At 53.1% G+C, this 18,082-nt stretch carries 13 protein-coding genes; 8 read left to right on the top strand and 5 right to left on the bottom strand.

Annotation, left to right across the window (positions count from 1 at the left end; translation table 11 throughout):
• Positions 1-14: 14 nt before the first annotated feature.
• The 6 genes from LZ24_RS00985 (at position 15) to LZ24_RS01010 (ending at position 6,438) form a co-directional block, all read left to right on the top strand.
• On the top strand, positions 15-1,472 hold the full coding sequence (locus LZ24_RS00985; RefSeq protein WP_144681389.1) for a SpoIIE family protein phosphatase: 1,458 nt from the start codon (positions 15-17) through the stop codon (positions 1,470-1,472).
• The gene (locus LZ24_RS00990) at positions 1,465-2,016 is read left to right on the top strand and encodes an ATP-binding protein (RefSeq protein WP_186442848.1); all 552 of its coding nucleotides are present in this window, start codon (positions 1,465-1,467) and stop codon (positions 2,014-2,016) included. Before LZ24_RS00985 ends, LZ24_RS00990 begins: the two co-directional genes overlap by 8 nt.
• A gap of 73 nt (positions 2,017-2,089) precedes the next feature.
• Positions 2,090-2,437 carry an STAS domain-containing protein gene (locus LZ24_RS00995; RefSeq protein WP_144681393.1) on the top strand — a complete coding sequence of 116 codons (348 nt, stop codon included), beginning with the start codon at positions 2,090-2,092 and terminating at the stop codon, positions 2,435-2,437.
• Between the two features lie 9 nt (positions 2,438-2,446).
• A complete protein-coding gene (locus tag LZ24_RS01000) occupies positions 2,447-5,014 on the top strand; it encodes a hybrid sensor histidine kinase/response regulator (protein ID WP_144681395.1) in 2,568 nt (855 codons plus the stop codon).
• 203 nt (positions 5,015-5,217) lie between these two features.
• Positions 5,218-5,472 carry a hypothetical protein gene (locus tag LZ24_RS01005; protein ID WP_144681397.1) on the top strand — a complete coding sequence of 85 codons (255 nt, stop codon included), beginning with the start codon at positions 5,218-5,220 and terminating at the stop codon, positions 5,470-5,472.
• Between the two features lie 18 nt (positions 5,473-5,490).
• Complete coding sequence (locus LZ24_RS01010; RefSeq protein ID WP_186442849.1) at positions 5,491-6,438, top strand: alpha/beta hydrolase; 948 nt, start codon at positions 5,491-5,493, stop codon at positions 6,436-6,438.
• Between the two features lie 134 nt (positions 6,439-6,572).
• Here LZ24_RS01010 and ilvC read toward each other — a convergent pair whose 3' ends face one another.
• Positions 6,573-8,039, bottom strand: coding sequence for a ketol-acid reductoisomerase (gene ilvC, locus LZ24_RS01015; RefSeq protein WP_144681401.1), 1,467 nt, complete (start codon positions 8,037-8,039; stop codon positions 6,573-6,575).
• A gap of 151 nt (positions 8,040-8,190) precedes the next feature.
• Here ilvC and ilvY point away from each other — a divergent pair, with 151 nt between their 5' ends.
• Positions 8,191-9,093 (top strand): HTH-type transcriptional activator IlvY, encoded by a 903-nt coding sequence (gene ilvY / locus LZ24_RS01020; protein WP_144681404.1) that lies wholly within the window; start codon positions 8,191-8,193, stop codon positions 9,091-9,093.
• Between the two features lie 154 nt (positions 9,094-9,247).
• Here ilvY and LZ24_RS01025 read toward each other — a convergent pair whose 3' ends face one another.
• The 4 genes from LZ24_RS01025 to hemL form a co-directional block, all read right to left on the bottom strand.
• A complete protein-coding gene (locus tag LZ24_RS01025) occupies positions 9,248-12,034 on the bottom strand; it encodes an Hsp70 family protein (RefSeq protein ID WP_144681406.1) in 2,787 nt (928 codons plus the stop codon).
• Positions 12,035-12,319: 285 nt separating this feature from the next.
• A complete protein-coding gene (locus tag LZ24_RS01030; RefSeq protein WP_144681408.1) occupies positions 12,320-14,095 on the bottom strand; it encodes an Hsp70 family protein in 1,776 nt (591 codons plus the stop codon).
• A gap of 201 nt (positions 14,096-14,296) precedes the next feature.
• On the bottom strand, positions 14,297-15,742 hold the full coding sequence (mpl, locus tag LZ24_RS01035; protein WP_144681410.1) for a UDP-N-acetylmuramate:L-alanyl-gamma-D-glutamyl-meso-diaminopimelate ligase: 1,446 nt from the start codon (positions 15,740-15,742) through the stop codon (positions 14,297-14,299).
• Between the two features lie 13 nt (positions 15,743-15,755).
• Positions 15,756-17,039 (bottom strand): glutamate-1-semialdehyde 2,1-aminomutase, encoded by a 1,284-nt coding sequence (hemL, locus tag LZ24_RS01040; protein ID WP_144681412.1) that lies wholly within the window; start codon positions 17,037-17,039, stop codon positions 15,756-15,758.
• A gap of 222 nt (positions 17,040-17,261) precedes the next feature.
• Between hemL and LZ24_RS01045 the strand changes: the two genes are divergently transcribed.
• On the top strand, positions 17,262-18,005 hold the full coding sequence (locus LZ24_RS01045; protein ID WP_144681414.1) for an RNA 2'-phosphotransferase: 744 nt from the start codon (positions 17,262-17,264) through the stop codon (positions 18,003-18,005).
• Positions 18,006-18,082 lie beyond the last annotated feature (77 nt).

The raw sequence follows: 18,082 nt of genomic DNA on the forward strand, positions 1-18,082 counted from the left end.
CTCCGGAGTCTGCCATGGTTCGCCCCTTCTCCATATCCTTACGTATTCCTCTCTGCTTCCTTGCCATTGCCCTTCTCATGACACTGGCATCCACCATCTTTATGGTTGTGCAGGATCGCAGGCAGGCCATGCGATACATGGAAAAAACCCTGAACCAGATCGATGAAACCTACACGCAGGCCCTTGCCGCCCTGATATGGAATATGGGCTTTGATGAAATCCGGCTCATCACGGACGGCATTCACAATATTCCCGGTGTGATGCATGTAATTATCAAAGATGACAAAGAAAGCATTCTGGCGGAAAAGGGAAAAGAATCGGCAACGGGGCTGCACCGTTCCTACACCCTTTACCAGCTTGAGGGCCTTGTTTCTTCCAGTATCGGTTCCCTTGGGGTCACCATGGATCTGGATGCCCTGAACCAGAACATCCGTTTCACTGCCCTGCGTATTCTCGCTGCAAGGAGCATAGACCTGATGCTCATGGGCCTTGTCTTTTTGTGGATCATCCACCATCTGGTCACCCGTCACCTGAAAACCATGGCCAGCTACACCCAGCAGATGAATCTCGATCGATTGGAAACCCCTTTGCGCCTGCATGGGAGAAAACCGGATCATCCCACAGATGAACTGGACATTGTTGCACAAGCCATCAATGCCATGCGGATATCCATAGCAGAGTCCCTGGAACAGAAGGCTGAAAAGGCCCGCATGGAAGGAGAACTCCGGGCTGCGGCAAACATACAGAAAGTTCTTCTCCCCACCCGACCTCCGGCCATAAAATTTCTGGATCTGGCCTTTTCCTTTGAACCGGCCCTTGAAGTCAGCGGCGACTACTTCGACTTCTTTCCGCTGGATGAGCACCGCTTAGGTATTGTGGTTGCCGATGCATCGGGCAAAGGTATTCCCGCAGCACTCATTGCCAATGCCGCACGGGTTCTCCTCATGGCCAACCCCCGGCAGCAGGATGCGCCCGAAGCCCTTTTCAGAACCCTCAACCAGACCCTGCCCGAAGCCATGGGCATGGGCCACTTTCTCACCATGAGCTATCTGCTGCTGGATACAAAAAGGCAGGAAGTCAGCCTTGTATCTGCCGGACATGATCCTGTATATATGAAAAAAGCTTCAGGGGAAATTCTGCCGCTCAAGCCTCCGGGCTATCCTTTCTGTCGTTTACATCAAAAAACATTTGACTTGAGACTGAAAAGCCTTACGCTGTCTTTTGAGCCCGGTGACACCCTCTTTGCCTATACAGACGGGCTCAGTGAAAGTCTTTCTCCTGAACAAGAGCCCTTTGGCGAGCAGGGTATCCAAAAAATTCTGGCTGAGCCCCATAGCCGTGCAGCATACCTGATTCAGCATATGAAAAAGAAGCTTTCGGACTTCTGCCAGCATATTAAACCCTCCGACGATGTGACCCTGGTGGCTGTCTGCTTCTGCAAAGCGCCCAATGAGGAGAAAGCCAATGCATGATGCCTTTCCATCGTTTCTGGAAGATCCCATGACAACCCTTGCACATCAGGCAAGGGCCCTGAACATCCCGGAAGGGGATATTCAAAAAATCTGTATGGAAAAAGACTGTCGGCTGCGCCTTGTCTTTCCAGCAGAAACCCGACAGCTGGAGCTGATCCGAAGGATTGCAAGGAGCACCGCAGAAATAACGACGGGGCTGGATTCCGATACGGCAGACGACATTGTTCTTGCCCTGGATGAGGCCTGTACCAATGTAATTGTCCATGCCTACGGTCCCCATGCACCCGACGCCTTCATCGAAGCAGAAATCCGTATTTCTTCAAAGGATGTGACCATCATCCTGACGGATCAGGGTGTTCACGGACGTGGCTTCCATCCCGAAAAGCTGCCGCCTCCGGACATCAAAGCCCTGTTCACCCATCCAAAGCCCGGCGGCCTTGGCTTTCATCTGATCAAAACAATTATGGATGAAGTGCGTTATGAAAAGGGGCCGGGCAGCACCAACAGGCTGACCATGAAGCGCTATCTTTCCAGATCCGGATAAGATTCTCCCCCTGTTTTTTTCATAACCCTGTCCCCTGCCCCCTCAACGATGCCCAATTTCAGTGAGGTCAGCCATGCTTGACATACGAAGACAAAATATCAATCAGGTGGAAATTCTTCACCTTCAGGGTGTTCTCAATGCGGAAACCAGTCCCCTTCTGGAAGAGGTTCTCCAGCAGATAAGCCAAATGCCCCTTCCCATGGTTCTCCTTTGCGTGGAGGATCTGGAATACATCAGCAGTGCCGGAATGGGTTGTTTTATCGGAGCCATCGGCAGCATCCGTAAAAAAGGGGGCGACCTCCGCTTTGCCGGAATGCAGCCACGGGTGAAGCGCATTTTCACCCTTTTGGATATGGAAGATTTTTTCCCGCAGTTTGATTCCATGGAAAAGGGACTGGCCAGTTTTTCAGAGGGACAATAAGAGGCCACCATGAAACAGCCCCCCACCGACATCCGCCCCATGGGTAATGCCCTGATAGAGCTCATCGCAGAGCTTGGCCAGACGGCGTCCCCTGAAACTTTTCAGCAGCTTCTCACGGATTTTATCCGGGAACACACAGGCCTTGAAACCTGGCTGGGTATCCATGAATATCCCCATGAAGGGCGCTTTGTTTTTTCCTGCCATCCCAGCCCTGCGCCCTTTGAAACCCTGAACATTGATCCGGATCAGCTGCCCTCTCTTTTTTCCGGTCAAAGCCTGCTCATGGATCAAAAGTCTGACCACGCCCTTGCTGTCATGCCCGTTTTATTCGGAAAAAAAATCATTGCGCTTTTGGCTTCTCCATCGGCCTCCCATGAAAAAATGTGTAGAGAAGAACCCTTTTTCCAACAACTTAGCGCACTGACGGGCCTTGTCATCCATCATTTTTTCATCCGTCAGGATCTGGAAAAACGTAAAAACGAGATGGAACTGAAGGTCTTTGAACTGGCCCTTCTGGAAGAGGTGGGAACCAGCCTCAGTCAGGAGCTGGATACGGTCACCATCGGCAGGAAACTGCTGCTCTGTGTTACGGGCTATCTTACGGCCACCTCCGCATGTTTCTATATCCACAAGGGAAAGAGTGTTTTTAGCCGTGTGGCCCATACAGGCACCCCCCTGAAATCCCTTCCCATGGAAATTGCCCTGCCCGAAGAACCTGCAGCGGATACATGGCCCCGGTTTATTGAAAAAGATCCCTACCAGCGCTCCTTTTTCTATCTTTTTCTGGACAACATGGGGATGGAGCTGCTTTTTCCCCTGATGAACGGGAAAAAAATGACCGGTTTTGTGATGCTGGGCCAGAGTGCAAAAAACCGCCCCCATTCAAAAACAGAACTCAGCCTGACCGCTGCCATGATTTCCCAGGCCCTGTCTCCCCTTAGAAATGCGGCCCTGTACACGGACCTGAAAAAAAATAACGAAGCACTGGGAAAATCCCTTGAATGCCTGAAACAGGAGATGGAAGAAAAGCAGCAGACGCAGGAAAAACTCCTTGAATACCAGGGGGTGGTGGCCGCATCCCAGGATCCTGTGGCCCTCATTGACCACAATCTCAAGCTTATCATGGTGAACCGGGCCTGTGCCCATGCCTTTGGCACCCTGCCTGAAAAACTCATCGGTAAAACCATCACTTCCGTCACGGACACAGAGCTTTTTCACAAAAAACTCAAAGAACCCCTGATGCGCTGCCTTGCCGGAGAAACCGTGCGTTTCCGTTTTTCATGGTCCTTTCCCGAATGGGGCCTGCGCCATGTGGATGTGGCGGTCTACCCCTATCAGGGACCATTCCAGAAAAAAAGTGCCGCCATTTTCATCCTGCGGGATATCACACAGATGCAGGAAATGGAAAACCGGCTGCTCCAGTCCCAGAAAATGGAGGCCATAGGCACCCTTGCAGGTGGCATCGCCCATGATTTCAACAACATCCTTGCAGGCATCATGGGATACACGGAACTTTCCATGGCCAGACTGGAAAGGGATCACACGGCAAGGGATTTTATGGAAAAAGCCGTTGCTGCCTGCAAGAGGGCATCGGATCTGGTCAAACAGATCCTTTCCTTTTCCCGTGGAGACAGTGCCCACATCAACATGCGCCCCCTCTGCCTTACGGAAATCACGGAAGATGCGTTGAAACTGCTGCGGGCCAGCCTGCCCGCACCCATAGAAATCACCCTCTCCCGGAAAGAGGCCCCGCTTCCCGTCCTCGGCAATGCCACCCAGCTCCATCAGGTCATTATGAACCTCTGCACCAACGCCGCCCATGCCATGCCCAATGGCGGCACCATCACCATCGGTCTGCAGCACATAGGAACAGACCATCAGCTTGCCTCCCTCAACCCTGCCTTCAAAAAAACCGCCTATGCGGAACTCATGGTTAAGGATCATGGCAGCGGCATACCGGAAGCCTGTATTTCCCGTATCTTTGAGCCCTTTTTTACCACCAAGGCCCAGGGCAAGGGTACGGGCATGGGCCTTTCCATCAGCCATGGCATCATTGGCAATCACGGGGGGCTGATTCTTGTGGACAGCCAGCCCGGTAAGGGCAGCACCTTCCGGGTTTTCCTTCCTCTGGCTGAAGAAGCTGCAACAACACCCAGAAATGAACCCGCACCAGCCATGCCCAGAGGAAACAGGGAACGCATTCTGCTTGTGGAGGATGAACCGGATCTGCTACAGCTCTGTGCAGAAATTCTTTCTGGCCTTGGTTACGAAGTCAGGGCTGTGTCCAGACCGGAGCATGCACTGAAAATCTTTAAGCAGAATCCGGAAAATTATGATCTGATCATTTCAGACCAGATGATGCCCCGTATGACAGGGGTGAATCTCGCCCAGCATATGCTGGCCCTCCGGCCGGAGCTCCCTTTTTTGCTCTGCTCCGGTTTTTCCGAAGCCCTCTCTCCAGACATACTGGAAACCATGGGTATCCGGAGCTTTCTCATGAAACCCTTCACCCGCAGCCAGCTTGCCACCGCCGTCCGTCACCTGCTTGACGAATGTCCCTTTCAGGCCAATCCCTGAAAATAAAAAACCGCATCCTTTACATCCCTGTCTCCGATGCTTAATTTGGTTGGAATTGTTCCGGCCCCGCATGGGGCGGTTTTGATGCCATGCCGTTCTGCTACAAGCCCCTTTGATTCAGGCCAGAACGACGAAACCAGGACCAGCATCCAATGTAGCTTTATGCTGGAATGCTGCTAAACAAGATTCAGGCAGGAGAAAAAATGATCTACGACACCTTAAGTGAACTTCTGGAAGCCCGCTTCAGCCAGAAAGCCCCCGAAGATACCGTCATTTTTATCTATGATGAAGACCTTTCACAACTGGAAGAACTTCTCACCCCAGGACCCGACGGCGAGCGTATTTTCAATGCGCCCCTTGTGTTTCAAAAGGCCGCACAGCTTGGCTACTGGTGCGAGGCGGACTGGGACGAAAAGGGCGGCGGCTTTGTGTTTGCCCCTGAAAACCGGATTCGCTGATTTAAAATGGAAAAAAATATGGAAAATCCGTCACCAGCACTGATACCTTTTCTGGAACAGGTCCGCAAGGCTGGCAAAGCCTTTCTGCAAAACGGCAGCCAGCCCACCTTTGCCAACGCAAGGGAGGGCCTTGCCACCCTCACCCGAACCTTTGTAACAAAACCCTGTCCCATGGCAAAAATAATTGATGCGCCCATTCCCGGCCCCCAATGGGATGTGCCCGTGCGTATCTACCATCCTGCGCCGGAACAGTCCCTGCCCCTTCTCCTTTTTATCCACGGTGGCGGTCACATGGCGGGAAGCATAGCCGTTTATGACGGCATTGCCCGGAGGCTGGCAAAGGCCTCTTCCCGCATCACCCTTTCCGTAGAATATCGCAGGGCTCCGGAATGCCCCTACCCTTCAGGCCTTGAGGATGTGACCCAGGCGGCAAAGGGTGCTTTTGATCTGCTGGAAAGTCTGGGAATAGGCCATGAAAAACGGCTTGCCATTGCAGGGGACAGCGGCGGTAGTGCCCTTGCGGCCAGCCTCAGCCACAGGGCTGTCCATGAACCGGGACTTTCCATCGAAAAACAGATACTCATTTACCCCAGTCTGGATTACACCCTGTCCATGCCCTCCGCAGAAGAGCTGGCAAAGGATTATCTTCTGGAAAAGGACAAAATTCTCTGGTATTTTGACCATTATTTTCAAAATAATGAAAACCGCAAAGCCGCATCTCCCCTTTTCATGGAAATTCCACCACCCTTCCCCCAGACCCTTGTGGTCACCGCAGGATTCTGTCCTTTAAAGGATGAGGGGAAGGCCTATGCTGAAAGACTGAAGCAGGCGGGAATTTTTACCATGCACGAAGAATTCAGGGATATGATCCATGCCTTTTTAAATCTTGAAGACCTGATTCCGGAAGCCTGCGACAGGCTTTACAATCTCGCAGGGGCTTTTCTTCAGGATCAACCCATAATCTGATAGGTACAGACGCAGGGCCTGCCCCTGCGAAGGATTTTTTCGGCCCTTTTTTGTGGGTGGAAGAAACAAAACCCCCCGGTCAGGCTGTTCTGCCAGTCCGGGGGGTTTTGTTTTTACATTATTTTCAACCGGAATCAGATGGCTTTCATGCTGGTCATATAGTTACGCAGGGTCCGGCCAATTTCTTCCACAGGATGGTTGCGGATGGCTTCGTTAATGGCAATGAGCTTCTTGTTATCGACGGCATTACCGGTGAAGGTAATCCCTTTACCGATCACGTCCGTATCAATTTTTGCCATGAAATCCTTCAGCAGGGGAACACAGGCCTGGGTGAAAAGGTAATTGCCGTATTCCGCAGTATCGGAAATGACCACGTTCATTTCATAAAGCTTGTTCCGGGCAATGGTATTGGCAATGAGCGGTGTTTCATGGAGGGACTCATAGTAGGCGGATTCCGGCTTCATACCCGCTTCGGTCATGATCTCGAAAGCAAGCTCCACACCGGCCTTGACCATGGCAATCATGAGGATACCCTTGTCAAAATACTCCTGCTCAGGAATGTCCGCTTCCTGAATGGGGCATTTTTCAAAGGCGGATTCTCCGGTTTCCCCACGCCACTTAAGCAGATTGCTGTCGTTATTGGCCCAGTCCTTCATCATATTCTCTGAAAAAACACCCTCAAGGATATCATCCATGTGCTTTTCATAAAGAGGCCGCATGATGTCTTTCAGTTCTTCGGCCAGTTCAAAGGCCTTAACCTTTTCAGGATTGGTGAGCCTGTCCATCATGTTGGTGATACCGCCATGTTTCAGGGCTTCGGTGGTCACTTCCCAGCCCTTCTGTACCAGTTTTGCGGCATAGGCCTTATCAACACCCTTTTCCACCATTTTATCAAAACAGAGCAGGGAACCGGTCTGGAGCATACCGCAGAGGATGGTCTGCTCTCCCATGAGATCGGATTTTACTTCCGCAACAAAGGAGGAGTGTAGAACACCGGCGCGGTCGCCACCCGTACCTGCACAATAGGCCTTGGCAATTTCAAGACCGTCGCCATTGGGATCATTCTCTTCATGGACGGCAATGAGGGTGGGAACACCGAAACCACGCACATATTCCGCACGGACTTCGGAACCCGGTGATTTGGGGGCCACCATGATAACGGTAATGTCTTCACGGATTTTCATGCCCTCTTCCACAATGTTGAAACCATGGGAATAGGAAAGGCAGGCACCCTTTTTCATCAGGGGCATCACCCGTGAAACCACTGGGGTGTGATATTTGTCCGGAGTGAGGTTAAGCACCAGATCGCCCTTGGGAATCACATCTTCATAGCTGCCGTAATCAAAATTATTTTCAGAAGCAAGCTTCCAGGGGAGCAGCTTTTCAGATATTTCCTCATCCCGCAGGGCATAGGTCACGTCAAGGCCGCTGTCTCTGAGGTTCATGCCCTGATTAAAACCCTGGGCGCCACAGCCCACGATCACAATTTTTTTGCCTTTAAGCTTTTCCACACCGTTGAACTCGGACGGGTCCATGAAACGGCACTGTCCCAGCTGCTTGACTTTGTCACGGAAGGTAAGGGAAGAAAAATAATTTGTCATCTGCTGGCTCCTGTATAAATAGGGGGTTGATCTGAAAAAGGATTCTTACAAAGTTTAAGGGACTGTATTGTATTTGCCATATTGCGTAAAGTGATTTAACAGAAAGCATAAATTTCATTTTATGCAACAAATACCCGCCGGAGGAAAAGCCATGCACATAGAAGAGCTGGAACTCTTTCTCAGCCTTGCCAGAACCCGCCACTTTCAGAAAACAAGCGCCCAGAGCAATATCAGCCCTTCGGCCCTCTCCCGTGCCATTCAGCGGCTTGAAGGCCATGTGGGAGAAAAACTTTTTGAAAGAAACAACAGAAACGTTTCCCTGACACCGGCAGGTCTTCTGTTCCGCTCCTATGCGGAACAGATGCTGAAAATATGGAAGGAGGGCAAACAGGCCCTTTCCCTTGACCGGGGAGTTGTTTCCGGAGAACTGACCATCTACTGCTCCGTGACCGCAGCCTATGGCATCCTTCCGGATATCCTAGACGGATTCAGAAGCAAATTCCCCCAGGTACACATCAAACTGCGCACAGGCGATGCGGAAAGTGCACTGGAGCAGCTTCAGAAAGGGGATACGGACATTGCCATTGCTGCCATCCCGGATCAGATGCCCGAGCACATGCTCTCCATGGAGGTGGCAAAGACCCCTTTAGTATGGATACGTTCTAAAAAAAATGAAAAGCCTGAAAATCCTGACTGGAATGAGACCCCGCTGATTCTTCCCAAGCAGGGCATTGCCAGAAAACGCTTTGACCGATGGCGCAAGGAAATGGGAATCAAGCCCCGTATCTACGCCCAGGTAACGGGTAATGAAGCCATCATCGCCATGGTTCACTTGGGCTGCGGTATCGGGCTGGTGCCGGAAATGGTACTGGAAAAAAGCCCTGTCATGCACACCATAGAAATTATGGAAGTCCTCCCGCCCCTTGAGCCCTACTGCATCGGCATATGCGCCAATAAAAAAAGCCTTGGCAACGTGGTCACAAAGGCCTTCTGGGACACGGCCCGGAACTATTCCATGCAGTCCCCTCCCCTGATTCGAACAACCTTTGAGTAACTTCAAGCAATTTATATGGTAAGACCTAAAATACAGCACAGGCCGCTGGAAGAATAGAAGCGGCTTCCTGCCACTTTAAAGAAGACGCCAGGATGGCGCATCTACAAAATGAAACCTGCCAGGCCGCGAGCTGCTTTCAAGGAAGAGGATATATTTATGCTTTATCCACAATTCCCGTTTCAGCCCCTGCCATCATCCGCAGGCCCGGCGGCAGGGATTCTCCGAACATGGCCTTTTCCTCCCGCTGTTCCATGGCTACTACCGCCCCAAGACAGGTCAGGGCCTGACGCTTTTCCGCATCCTGAATCACAGACAAAACAGTCACAAGCTTCTGACGCAGCTCCGGGGAAAGATCCCTTACCCTGTCTCCCGTCATGCGGGCCATGGGAATGAGCAGAGCGGCTAAGGCCTCCGGGTCCGTCCATGGCATGTCCATCAGGGCCTCCACCCAGCCCGTGATCACAGAAGGGGGCAATACCCGGTCTGCCGGACCATAGAGCATGTTCCGGCTGCAGATTCTGGAAAAGGCCCATAAAAGACGCTCCGGGGTTTTTCTCGGATGCAACTGGGGAAAAAGGGCTTCGGCGCAGCGGGTTTTATCCTGCACACTTAAGTGTTCCATGTTGGCTATAACGGACCAGATTTCCACCATCTCCTGGGAAACAGGAGCCTTTTTTCCTTTGCTTTTGGGAAAAAGCAGGGGCGAAAGGTCCTGAAGAATCTGCCGCTGTCTTCCCGGCCCAAGGCCTGCGGCCACCCTGCGCCACAGAATCCACCATTCATTTCTGTTCTGGGCTTTGTTGGCAAAAACCGGCCCGTCCCTGTAAATTTTCCAGAGTTTTCTAATGCGCTCCTCGTCAAAGGCCTCACCCGTACCGGGCCTGAGGCAGAATCCCAAGAGGTTCAGCCAGCGGGTTTCGTGGGCAGGGGAGAGGGTACGCAGATCCGGCTCCCCAATCAGGGCATCGGATATTTTTCTAAGGAGATCCAAAGGCCACTGGTTTTTGGATAAAAGGACAATGGCGGAAATCTCCCGCACGGGGTTGTCCACACCGCCTGTATCCTCAAAGGCCATGAGGGCTGCACATACGGCGGAATCTATGCGGTCTGCGTCCACCGTTTCCCGGTTTTCCGGTACTGAAGCCTGCACCTGCTGCCGGAGCTGGAAGGAAAGCTCCCACCTGTGATCCGTAATTTCCGAACGGCACCAGAGGGCAAGGGAACCCATTTCCGTATAGGCTGCGGCCATGTGCACGGGAATGTTCCGGGCTTCATCCCTTTTACCGAATCGGATGAGGGTACGCAGGGGCGGAAGGGATGCCAGGGAATCATCGATATCCACAAGGTCTCCGGCCTTGTCTCCGGAACGAAAACTGGAGGCAAAAACATCAAACTGCACCGGCTGATTGGCCTGCACCTCAAAACGGCTCTGGGGCAGATCAATGGTGCTGCCCTCGTCTAAACCCCTCTCCACAAGGCAAAGGGCCTTTCTTTTATCTCCCACGGCCACACCCACATAATAACTTCTGGGGCTGCCGCTTCCCACCTTCACGCCCATGCCGGATTTGACCAGCCCGTAATAGGCCGCCCCCAGAGAAACCGCCAGATCCGGGGCGGGATTTTCCAGCTCCTGAGGGCTCTCATCGGGCGAAAGGCCGAAAAGGGCAGGAATGGCGGAGCGAATGCGGTCACGGATCACAAGGGGCTTTAAGGCACCGCCGTTAAAGAGGATGTGATCCGGCTTTGGTGTTCTCTCCATCCTCCGCTGCACTTCATCTTTGTGACCGTGGAGAAAGGCGGCCATATGACGGGTCAGGGCCGGGTCCGATGCATAGGGAAGGCCGAATTCCGTCACACCACCCATCACCGGTTTTTCCCGTCTCAGGTCATCTGGCCCAAGGTTTGGAAAAAAGCCCTCCAGCACCACCCTTTCCACTTCATCCTTTTCCAGAAAAGTGGAAAGGGTATCTCCGATGAGTTTACGGCCCTCGCCCACAAGGGTAATGCGTTCCTTCTCCTTTTTTGCATCCAGCAGGTTTTCCTTGGCTGCCCGGCAGAGGTGACAGAGAATCTTCCAGCGGTCGCCCGAAAGGGAAATATCCCCTTTGCCAAGCTTCATCTCCACCAGACGGGCCAGTGCCAGATCCACGTTATCCCCGCCCAGAATCAGATGCTCCCCCACGGCAAGGCGCTCAAAGCGGGGACTTCCTCCGTCTTCGCTTTCCTTGAGGCTGATGAGGGTGAAATCCGTAGTACCGCCGCCCATGTCGCAGACCAGCACCAGTTCACCGGGCTTAATGAAGTCCATCCAGTTTTTTTCATGGCGCAGCAGCCATGAATAAAAAGCAGCCAGAGGCTCTTCCAGCAAAGTCACCCTGGGAAGCCCTGCGATTCTTGCGGCTTCAAGGGTCATTTCACGGGCCACTTCGTCAAAGGAAGCAGGAACGGTGATGGTTACTTTCTGGTGTTCCAGATGGCAGTCCGGATCTTTGGCATGGAAGGTATTCCAGGCACTGCGGATATGGGAGAGGTAATGGGCCGTGGCCTCTATGGGAGAAAGTTTGGGCACTTCCTTAGGCGCACCCCATGGAAGAATGGCCGCCCTGCGGTCCACCTGATCATGGCAGAGCCAGCTTTTGGCGGATACCACCAGCCTTGCAGGTACTTTACCGCCATAATCCCTTGCAAAAACCCCTGCAAAGATATCCGTGGATTTCGGCCATGGATGGGTGATGGCCTCCATATCCATTTCGTGGGAACCCGGAATATACAGAAAAGAGGGCAGTACGCTGTTGCGGGCAAAAACACCTGCACCCGTGAGCTGGGATACGGGAAAGCTTTTTATCCCACGGGAAGCCTCCCTGAGATCCACAAAGGATACGGCAGAATTGGTGGTTCCGAGGTCGATGCCCACCACAAAGGCGGATTGGCTGGTCTGCATAAAAATTTCCAGAATTTAGGTGTGTAACTGTCTGCGGAAAGGCCTTAAAGACTTTAAAGACTTTAAGGACCTTAAAGACTCTAACCCTAAAGGCCATAAAACTCTTAAAAAAACCTGAACATGCCTAATAAAATTGTAACTATTCAGCATTGATTCTCACCCCAGGGCAGGCACAGGGGCCTGCCCCTACAATAACACAAAACCTGAATTAACCATGAATTTTGTGTAGGGGCACCCCCCGTGGTTGCCCAAAAAAAACCGAATAATTACAAAAAACTATATATTTCAGGACCGGGCTTCCCGAACCTGAAAGGCCAGATCCCAGGTTTTTTCATCCCTGGTGGAAACACAGAAAAACTCCAGGGTTCCCACCTCCGTGGCACGAACAGCCAAAGTAACGGGAATCCGTGCCTCAGCTTCCCCCTCCAGCAGGGTTTCAATGCGGGTCACAGGTGTGATGGCCCCCTGCCAGTCCTCAACCACAGCACCGGGGGCATCTTCCTTTCTTACGGTGGAAGCCAGCAGTTCAAAGGAGGCAGGCACGCCGACGCTGAGCATATAGGTTTTATCCCTCAGGCTGACCTCCGTTCCCTCCTCCATACCAAAGGGCGCAATGCAGAGGGCCTTTTTGGGCATGGGAATTCCCGGTACAGCAGGCATGGCCGCCGCCACACCAATATAATAGCTACGGTTCAGACCGCTGCGGATACGGATACCCTTTCCCCGCCGTGCCCAGCCGTAATAGGCAGCCCCAAGGGCAACGGCACGGTCTCCGGCTTCATTGACCAGCTCCCTGACCTCTTCCCCGCTCTGCCATGAAGCCATCACATCCCGAACCCGCTGACGCAGCATGGCAGGCTTCATCACCCCGCCATTGAAAAGAACGGCAGAAGGACGGGCACCGGTTTCCGTAAGAAAAGCCGCAAGATGACGGGTAATGGCAGGATCTGCCTCATAGCCAAGGCCAAATTCACTCAAACCGGAGCCTTCGGGCTGCACGGGCCGGGAATCCGCCCCGCACTCCGGAAAAAAGCCCGTCATGATGAGCTTCTGTACCTCTTCATAGCTCACCTCCGATTTAATGGTTCCGGCAATGAGACCACTTCCCCGGCCTGCGATACTGACGGCAAGGCTTCCCTTTTCAGGATGCTCCAGAAGACTTTCCTTCACCTGCCTGCAGCGCTGGATCATGCCCCGCATCTGCCAGGCATCCAAAGCCCTGTTTTTTGCCGCAAGACCTGCGGCTACATGGTAGGCAAGGGTTAAATCCATGTTGTCGCCACCCACCAGAAGGTGTTTGCCAACGGCAATGCGCTCCAGCTCCAGCCTGCCCTCTGCATCCTGCACCCGGATCAGGGAAAAGTCGCTGGTGCCTCCGCCCACGTCGCAGACCAGAAGGGTGTCTCCCGCCTGCACATGCTCCCGCCATGCCTCTTTTCTGGCGGCAATCCAGGCATAAAAGGCGGCCTGGGGCTCTTCCAGCAGCACAAGGCGTTGAAGCCCGGCCTCACGGGCGGCCCGTACGGTAAGATCCCTTGCCACGGCATCAAAGGATGCGGGAACGGTCAGAAAAATTTCCTGATTCTCCAAACGGCCTTCCGGCCCCTTTTCCCTGAAATGATGATTCCATGCCGCCCTGACATGGGCGAGTATGGCTGCAGATGCCGCCACCGGGGAAAGTCTCTGGCCCGCTTCCACATCTTCGGACTCCCATGGAAGGACCGGACCTTCCCTGTCCACAAGATCACTGCACAGCCATGACTTGCTGCTGGCAATCTGTCTGCCGGGTACTTCGGCTCCCCTGTCCCGGGCATGGATACCCACCACAGGGCCTGTTCCACCCCATGGCAGGGTCATCTGTTCTGCTTCCCGTTCTTCGGGGATATAAAGAAAGGAAGGCAGTACACCGGCACTTTCCACCACGCCGGGTCCGTTGATCTGGGGAATATCAAGGATGGAAAATTCCGGTGCCTCATCCTGCACCTCCTGCAAAGGCGCATAAGCCACCACCGTATTGGAAGTTCCAAGGTCAATGCCGACCACATAGGAAGGAAGGGTCACGGAAAAGCTCCTTATATATTTTTTTAGTATCTTTAGGGTCTTTAGGGTCCTTAAGGTCTTTAGGGTCTTTAATGAAAACAGACACCAGAAGCCTGCCGAGTTGAGAGCATTTAAGGTCTTTTAAAAATACCGTGAGAGTAAAATGTGTTGTAGGGGCAGGCCCCTGTGCCTGCCCGTCTTTAAGGTCTTTAAGGGCCTTCTTTAGCGCCCGGAAAAAGCATCCAGCAACCGGGAGTGGATGTTTTCAAATCCACCATTGGACATCACAAGTACAAGATCACCGGGCCGGGCTTCTCCGGCAAGAAAAGCCACAATACCTGAAGCATCATCAAAGCTTTGGGCGCAAAGCCCCTTCAGCCTGAGATCCTGCACAAGGCTTTCTGCGGAAAACCGCTCTTTTTCATCCACCTTTTCCGGGCAGGGAATTTCCCTTATACAAACAAGATCCGCATCCCCAAAGCTTTCGGCATAGGCCTGCTGAAACACCCTTCGCATACTGGTGTTGGTTCTGGGTTCAAACACGGCAAGGAGTCGTCCCCGGGCATGGGGCCGGAGTGCTTTCAGGGTTTCCCGCACGGCTGTGGGATGATGGGCAAAATCATCCACCACCATAATACCGCCTTCTGTCCCCCGGATCTCCTGCCTGCGTTTCACCCCGGTAAAGGAAGCCACCGCCAAAGCAAGGGTTTTTCCGTCAATGCCAAGGCTTTCGGCCACAGCAGCTACGGCAAGGATATTCATACGATTGTGTTCACCGGGAAGAACTGTTTCCATGCGGCTAAAAAACACACCGTCACGGAATATGGAAAAACACTCCACAGGGGAAGCGATCTCAAGATCCCCCACAGACCAGCCCGGCCCTGAAGGGCCTCTGCCAAAACGCCGTATCCTGTCTGGCCCCAGACCACTCTGGGCCAGCACCTTTTCCGCAGAAGATGAATCCCTGCAGCTCACCAGAAGGGCATCCGGGGGCAGGCCCTTCACAAATGCAATAAAAGTCTTTTCTACGGCAGGAAGATCCTCAAAAATATCAGCATGATCAAATTCTATGCCCGTGAGAATAGCCCTGTGGGGAGTAAAATGCAGAAACTTGGAACCTTTGTCAAAAAAAGCCGTGTCATACTCATCCCCTTCCAGTACCACAAAGGGGCCATGACCCATACGGAAATTGGCAGAAAAATCCTTCAGAATACCACCGATCATAAAGCCCGGAGAAAGACCTGCCTTTTCCAGCACCCATGCCATCAGGGCACTGGTGGTGGTCTTGCCATGGGTGCCCGTAATCACGATGGCCTTTCTGCTGCCCACCAGAAAATGATTCAGGGCCTGGGGAAGGGAGCAGTAAGAGATGCCGCTTTCTGCCAGAGCCATGGCTTCGGGATTATCCCTGCGCACGGCATTGCCCACCACCACAAGATCCGGCCTGTCTTCAAGAATACGATCCGGATCAAAACCCGTGGCCACCCCTATTTCTCTTTCCGCAAGGAAGGTACTCATGGGCGGATACACATGCTGATCCGACCCCGTCACCCGAAAGCCCTTTTCCTGAAGCAGGGCTGCCAGTGCCCCCATGGCTGTACCGCAGATGGCAATGAGATGGATATGATGAATTTTTTCAGGAATCCTGTTATTTTCAGGGCTCAGCATGGGGTGGAATGCCTCACAGGGTTTTCATTACGGATCTGGCCGCCTGAATGGTAGCCTCAATTTCTGCGCTTCCATGGGCCATGGAAACAAAACCCGCTTCAAACTGGGAAGGGGCAAGGTAAATGCATTTTTCCCGCATCCCTGCATAATAGGCATTAAAGCGCATCAGATCCGAGGTCTTGGCATCGGCAAAACTGTGCACAGGCCCTTTGGTAAAAAACATACCGAACATGGAGCCTATGGAATCGCAGCAGACGGGAATATGGGCATCCTTTGCAGCCGCCGCAAGACCTTCCACAAGTTTTAAGGTTTTCTCTTCAAGGTTTTCATAGAAACCGGGTCTGCTGATTTCTTCCATGGTGGCAAGGCCTGCGGCCATGGCCAGGGGATTGCCGGAAAGGGTTCCTGCCTGATACACAGGGCCCATGGGGGCCACATGCGCCATAATATCCCTGCGGCCACCATAGGCTCCCACGGGAAGACCACCACCGATGATCTTTCCGAAGGTGGAAAGATCCGGTTTAATTCCAAACAGTCCCTGGACACCACCCAAGGCCACGCGGAAACCCGTCATCACCTCATCAAAAATCAGAAGGGCACCATGTTTTTGCGTTTCTTCCCTCAAGAGGGAAAGGAAACCTTCCCGGGGCCTTACAAACCCCATGTTCCCCGCCACAGGCTCCACAATCACCGCAGCCACCTCACCGCCACGCGCTGCCATGAGCTCGCGGAAGGCATCCATATCATTGTAGGGCAAAGAAAGGGTGTGGCGGGTCACTTCCCCCGGAACCCCCGGACTGCCGGGAATATTCAGGGTAGCCACACCGGAACCCGCATCCACAAGGAAGCTGTCTCCATGGCCATGATAGCAGCCATCAAACTTCACCAGCACATTTCTTCCCGTAAAGCCCCTTGCAAGGCGCAAGGCACTCATGGTGGCCTCTGTACCGGAATTCACCATCCGGATCATTTCCACGGAAGGCACAAGGGAGATCACCTTTTCCGCAAGGGCCACTTCCAGATCCACGGGCGCACCAAAACTCACCCCCCGCTCCAGCACCCTGCGGATGGCATCTTCCACCACAGGATGACGGTGTCCCAGTATCATGGGGCCCCAGGAGCCCACATAATCAATCAGCGCATTACCATCCGCATCATAGAGCCATGCGCCCTGCGCCCTTTCAATAAAAAGGGGGGCAGCCCCCACGGAACGACATGCCCGGACCGGGCTGTTCACGCCACCGGGGATGCAGGTTTCGGCGCGCTGAAACAACTCCTGTGATCTTTCCATCCGCATATTCTTTTCCTTTCCCCGACCCTTAAAGTCCGGTATGGTTACTGGATAGTTTTTTGCTGGTACCCGGTAAAGCCGGAAACCCAGCTTCTGGCTGTCCACAGACAGAAGCTGCTGCAAAAATCCGACAGCATCCTTTTAACAGCTTACAGCCATGATGTCGAATATCTGCAAGCATGCACCGCTTTTACCCGTCCATTTCATCCCATGTCAAGGAAGGCCTCCATGCAAAGGGATAAAAAACTGAACCACCTTGGAAAAATCCTTGCCACCCTTCTGGGCCGTCACCCCGACAGCCACGGGCTTCTTCCCGATGAAGAAGGGTGGGTCAGCATCAAAGGTCTGCTGCAGGCCCTGTCCGAAAGTCCGGATCTGCGGGGCGTACGGGAAGGCGACCTGAAGGATATCTGCATGAACATGAATGATGCCCCTCTGGAAATGCAGGATGGAAAAATCCGTGCAAAGGTCCGGCCCTTTGCTTCGGAAAGGTGTCCTGCTGAAATGCTTCCGAAAATACTCCACACCTGTGTCCGAAGCAGGGCCTGGCCCCATGTTTCGGAAAAGGGCCTGCATGCGGCACCGGGAAATCCCCTTCTGCTCTCAAAAGATCCGGAACTGGCCCTGCGCATGGGAAAGCGCAAAGATCCCCGTCCCACAGCCCTTCAGGTACAGGCCTTCAGGGCAGCCACCTCTGGTATTTCCTTCATGCGCCACGGAGAGGATCTTTTTTCCGCAGAAGCCATCCCGAATGATTTCATTCAAGGGCCTCCCGTTATCAGGGAAGAGAAAAAGAAAAAAGCAGGCCCTGAAAAACCCGTGAAACCGAAAGAAACCAATTTCAGTGCCGGAAGTTTTATCCTGCGCAGTGAAGAGGAAAAGGCAGCCATCGGGCGATCAAAAAAACAAAAGGATTCCTGGAAACATAACAAAAAAAGGCTGCGCAGGCAGGGGGAGGGTTTCAAGCCCTGAAAAAAAGGAACTGCCATGCGCCATCTTCACTGGCCAAGCACCATAGCTGTCAGGCAGATGCACAGGCACCCAGTCTA

Origin of the sequence: Desulfobotulus alkaliphilus (assembly GCF_007830435.1) — a bacterium.
Classification (GTDB): Bacteria; Desulfobacterota; Desulfobacteria; order Desulfobacterales; family ASO4-4; genus Desulfobotulus; species Desulfobotulus alkaliphilus.

Coding starts and splice junctions, on each gene's coding strand:
- LZ24_RS00985 (WP_144681389.1), top strand. CDS start 15: ATGGTTCGCCCCTTCTCCATATCCTTACGTATTCCTCTCTGCTTCCTT.
- LZ24_RS00990 (WP_186442848.1), top strand. CDS start 1,465: ATGCATGATGCCTTTCCATCGTTTCTGGAAGATCCCATGACAACCCTT.
- LZ24_RS00995 (WP_144681393.1), top strand. CDS start 2,090: ATGCTTGACATACGAAGACAAAATATCAATCAGGTGGAAATTCTTCAC.
- LZ24_RS01000 (WP_144681395.1), top strand. CDS start 2,447: ATGAAACAGCCCCCCACCGACATCCGCCCCATGGGTAATGCCCTGATA.
- LZ24_RS01005 (WP_144681397.1), top strand. CDS start 5,218: ATGATCTACGACACCTTAAGTGAACTTCTGGAAGCCCGCTTCAGCCAG.
- LZ24_RS01010 (WP_186442849.1), top strand. CDS start 5,491: ATGGAAAATCCGTCACCAGCACTGATACCTTTTCTGGAACAGGTCCGC.
- ilvC (WP_144681401.1), bottom strand. CDS start 8,039: ATGACAAATTATTTTTCTTCCCTTACCTTCCGTGACAAAGTCAAGCAG.
- ilvY (WP_144681404.1), top strand. CDS start 8,191: ATGCACATAGAAGAGCTGGAACTCTTTCTCAGCCTTGCCAGAACCCGC.
- LZ24_RS01025 (WP_144681406.1), bottom strand. CDS start 12,034: ATGCAGACCAGCCAATCCGCCTTTGTGGTGGGCATCGACCTCGGAACC.
- mpl (WP_144681410.1), bottom strand. CDS start 15,742: ATGCTGAGCCCTGAAAATAACAGGATTCCTGAAAAAATTCATCATATC.
- hemL (WP_144681412.1), bottom strand. CDS start 17,039: ATGCGGATGGAAAGATCACAGGAGTTGTTTCAGCGCGCCGAAACCTGC.
- LZ24_RS01045 (WP_144681414.1), top strand. CDS start 17,262: ATGCAAAGGGATAAAAAACTGAACCACCTTGGAAAAATCCTTGCCACC.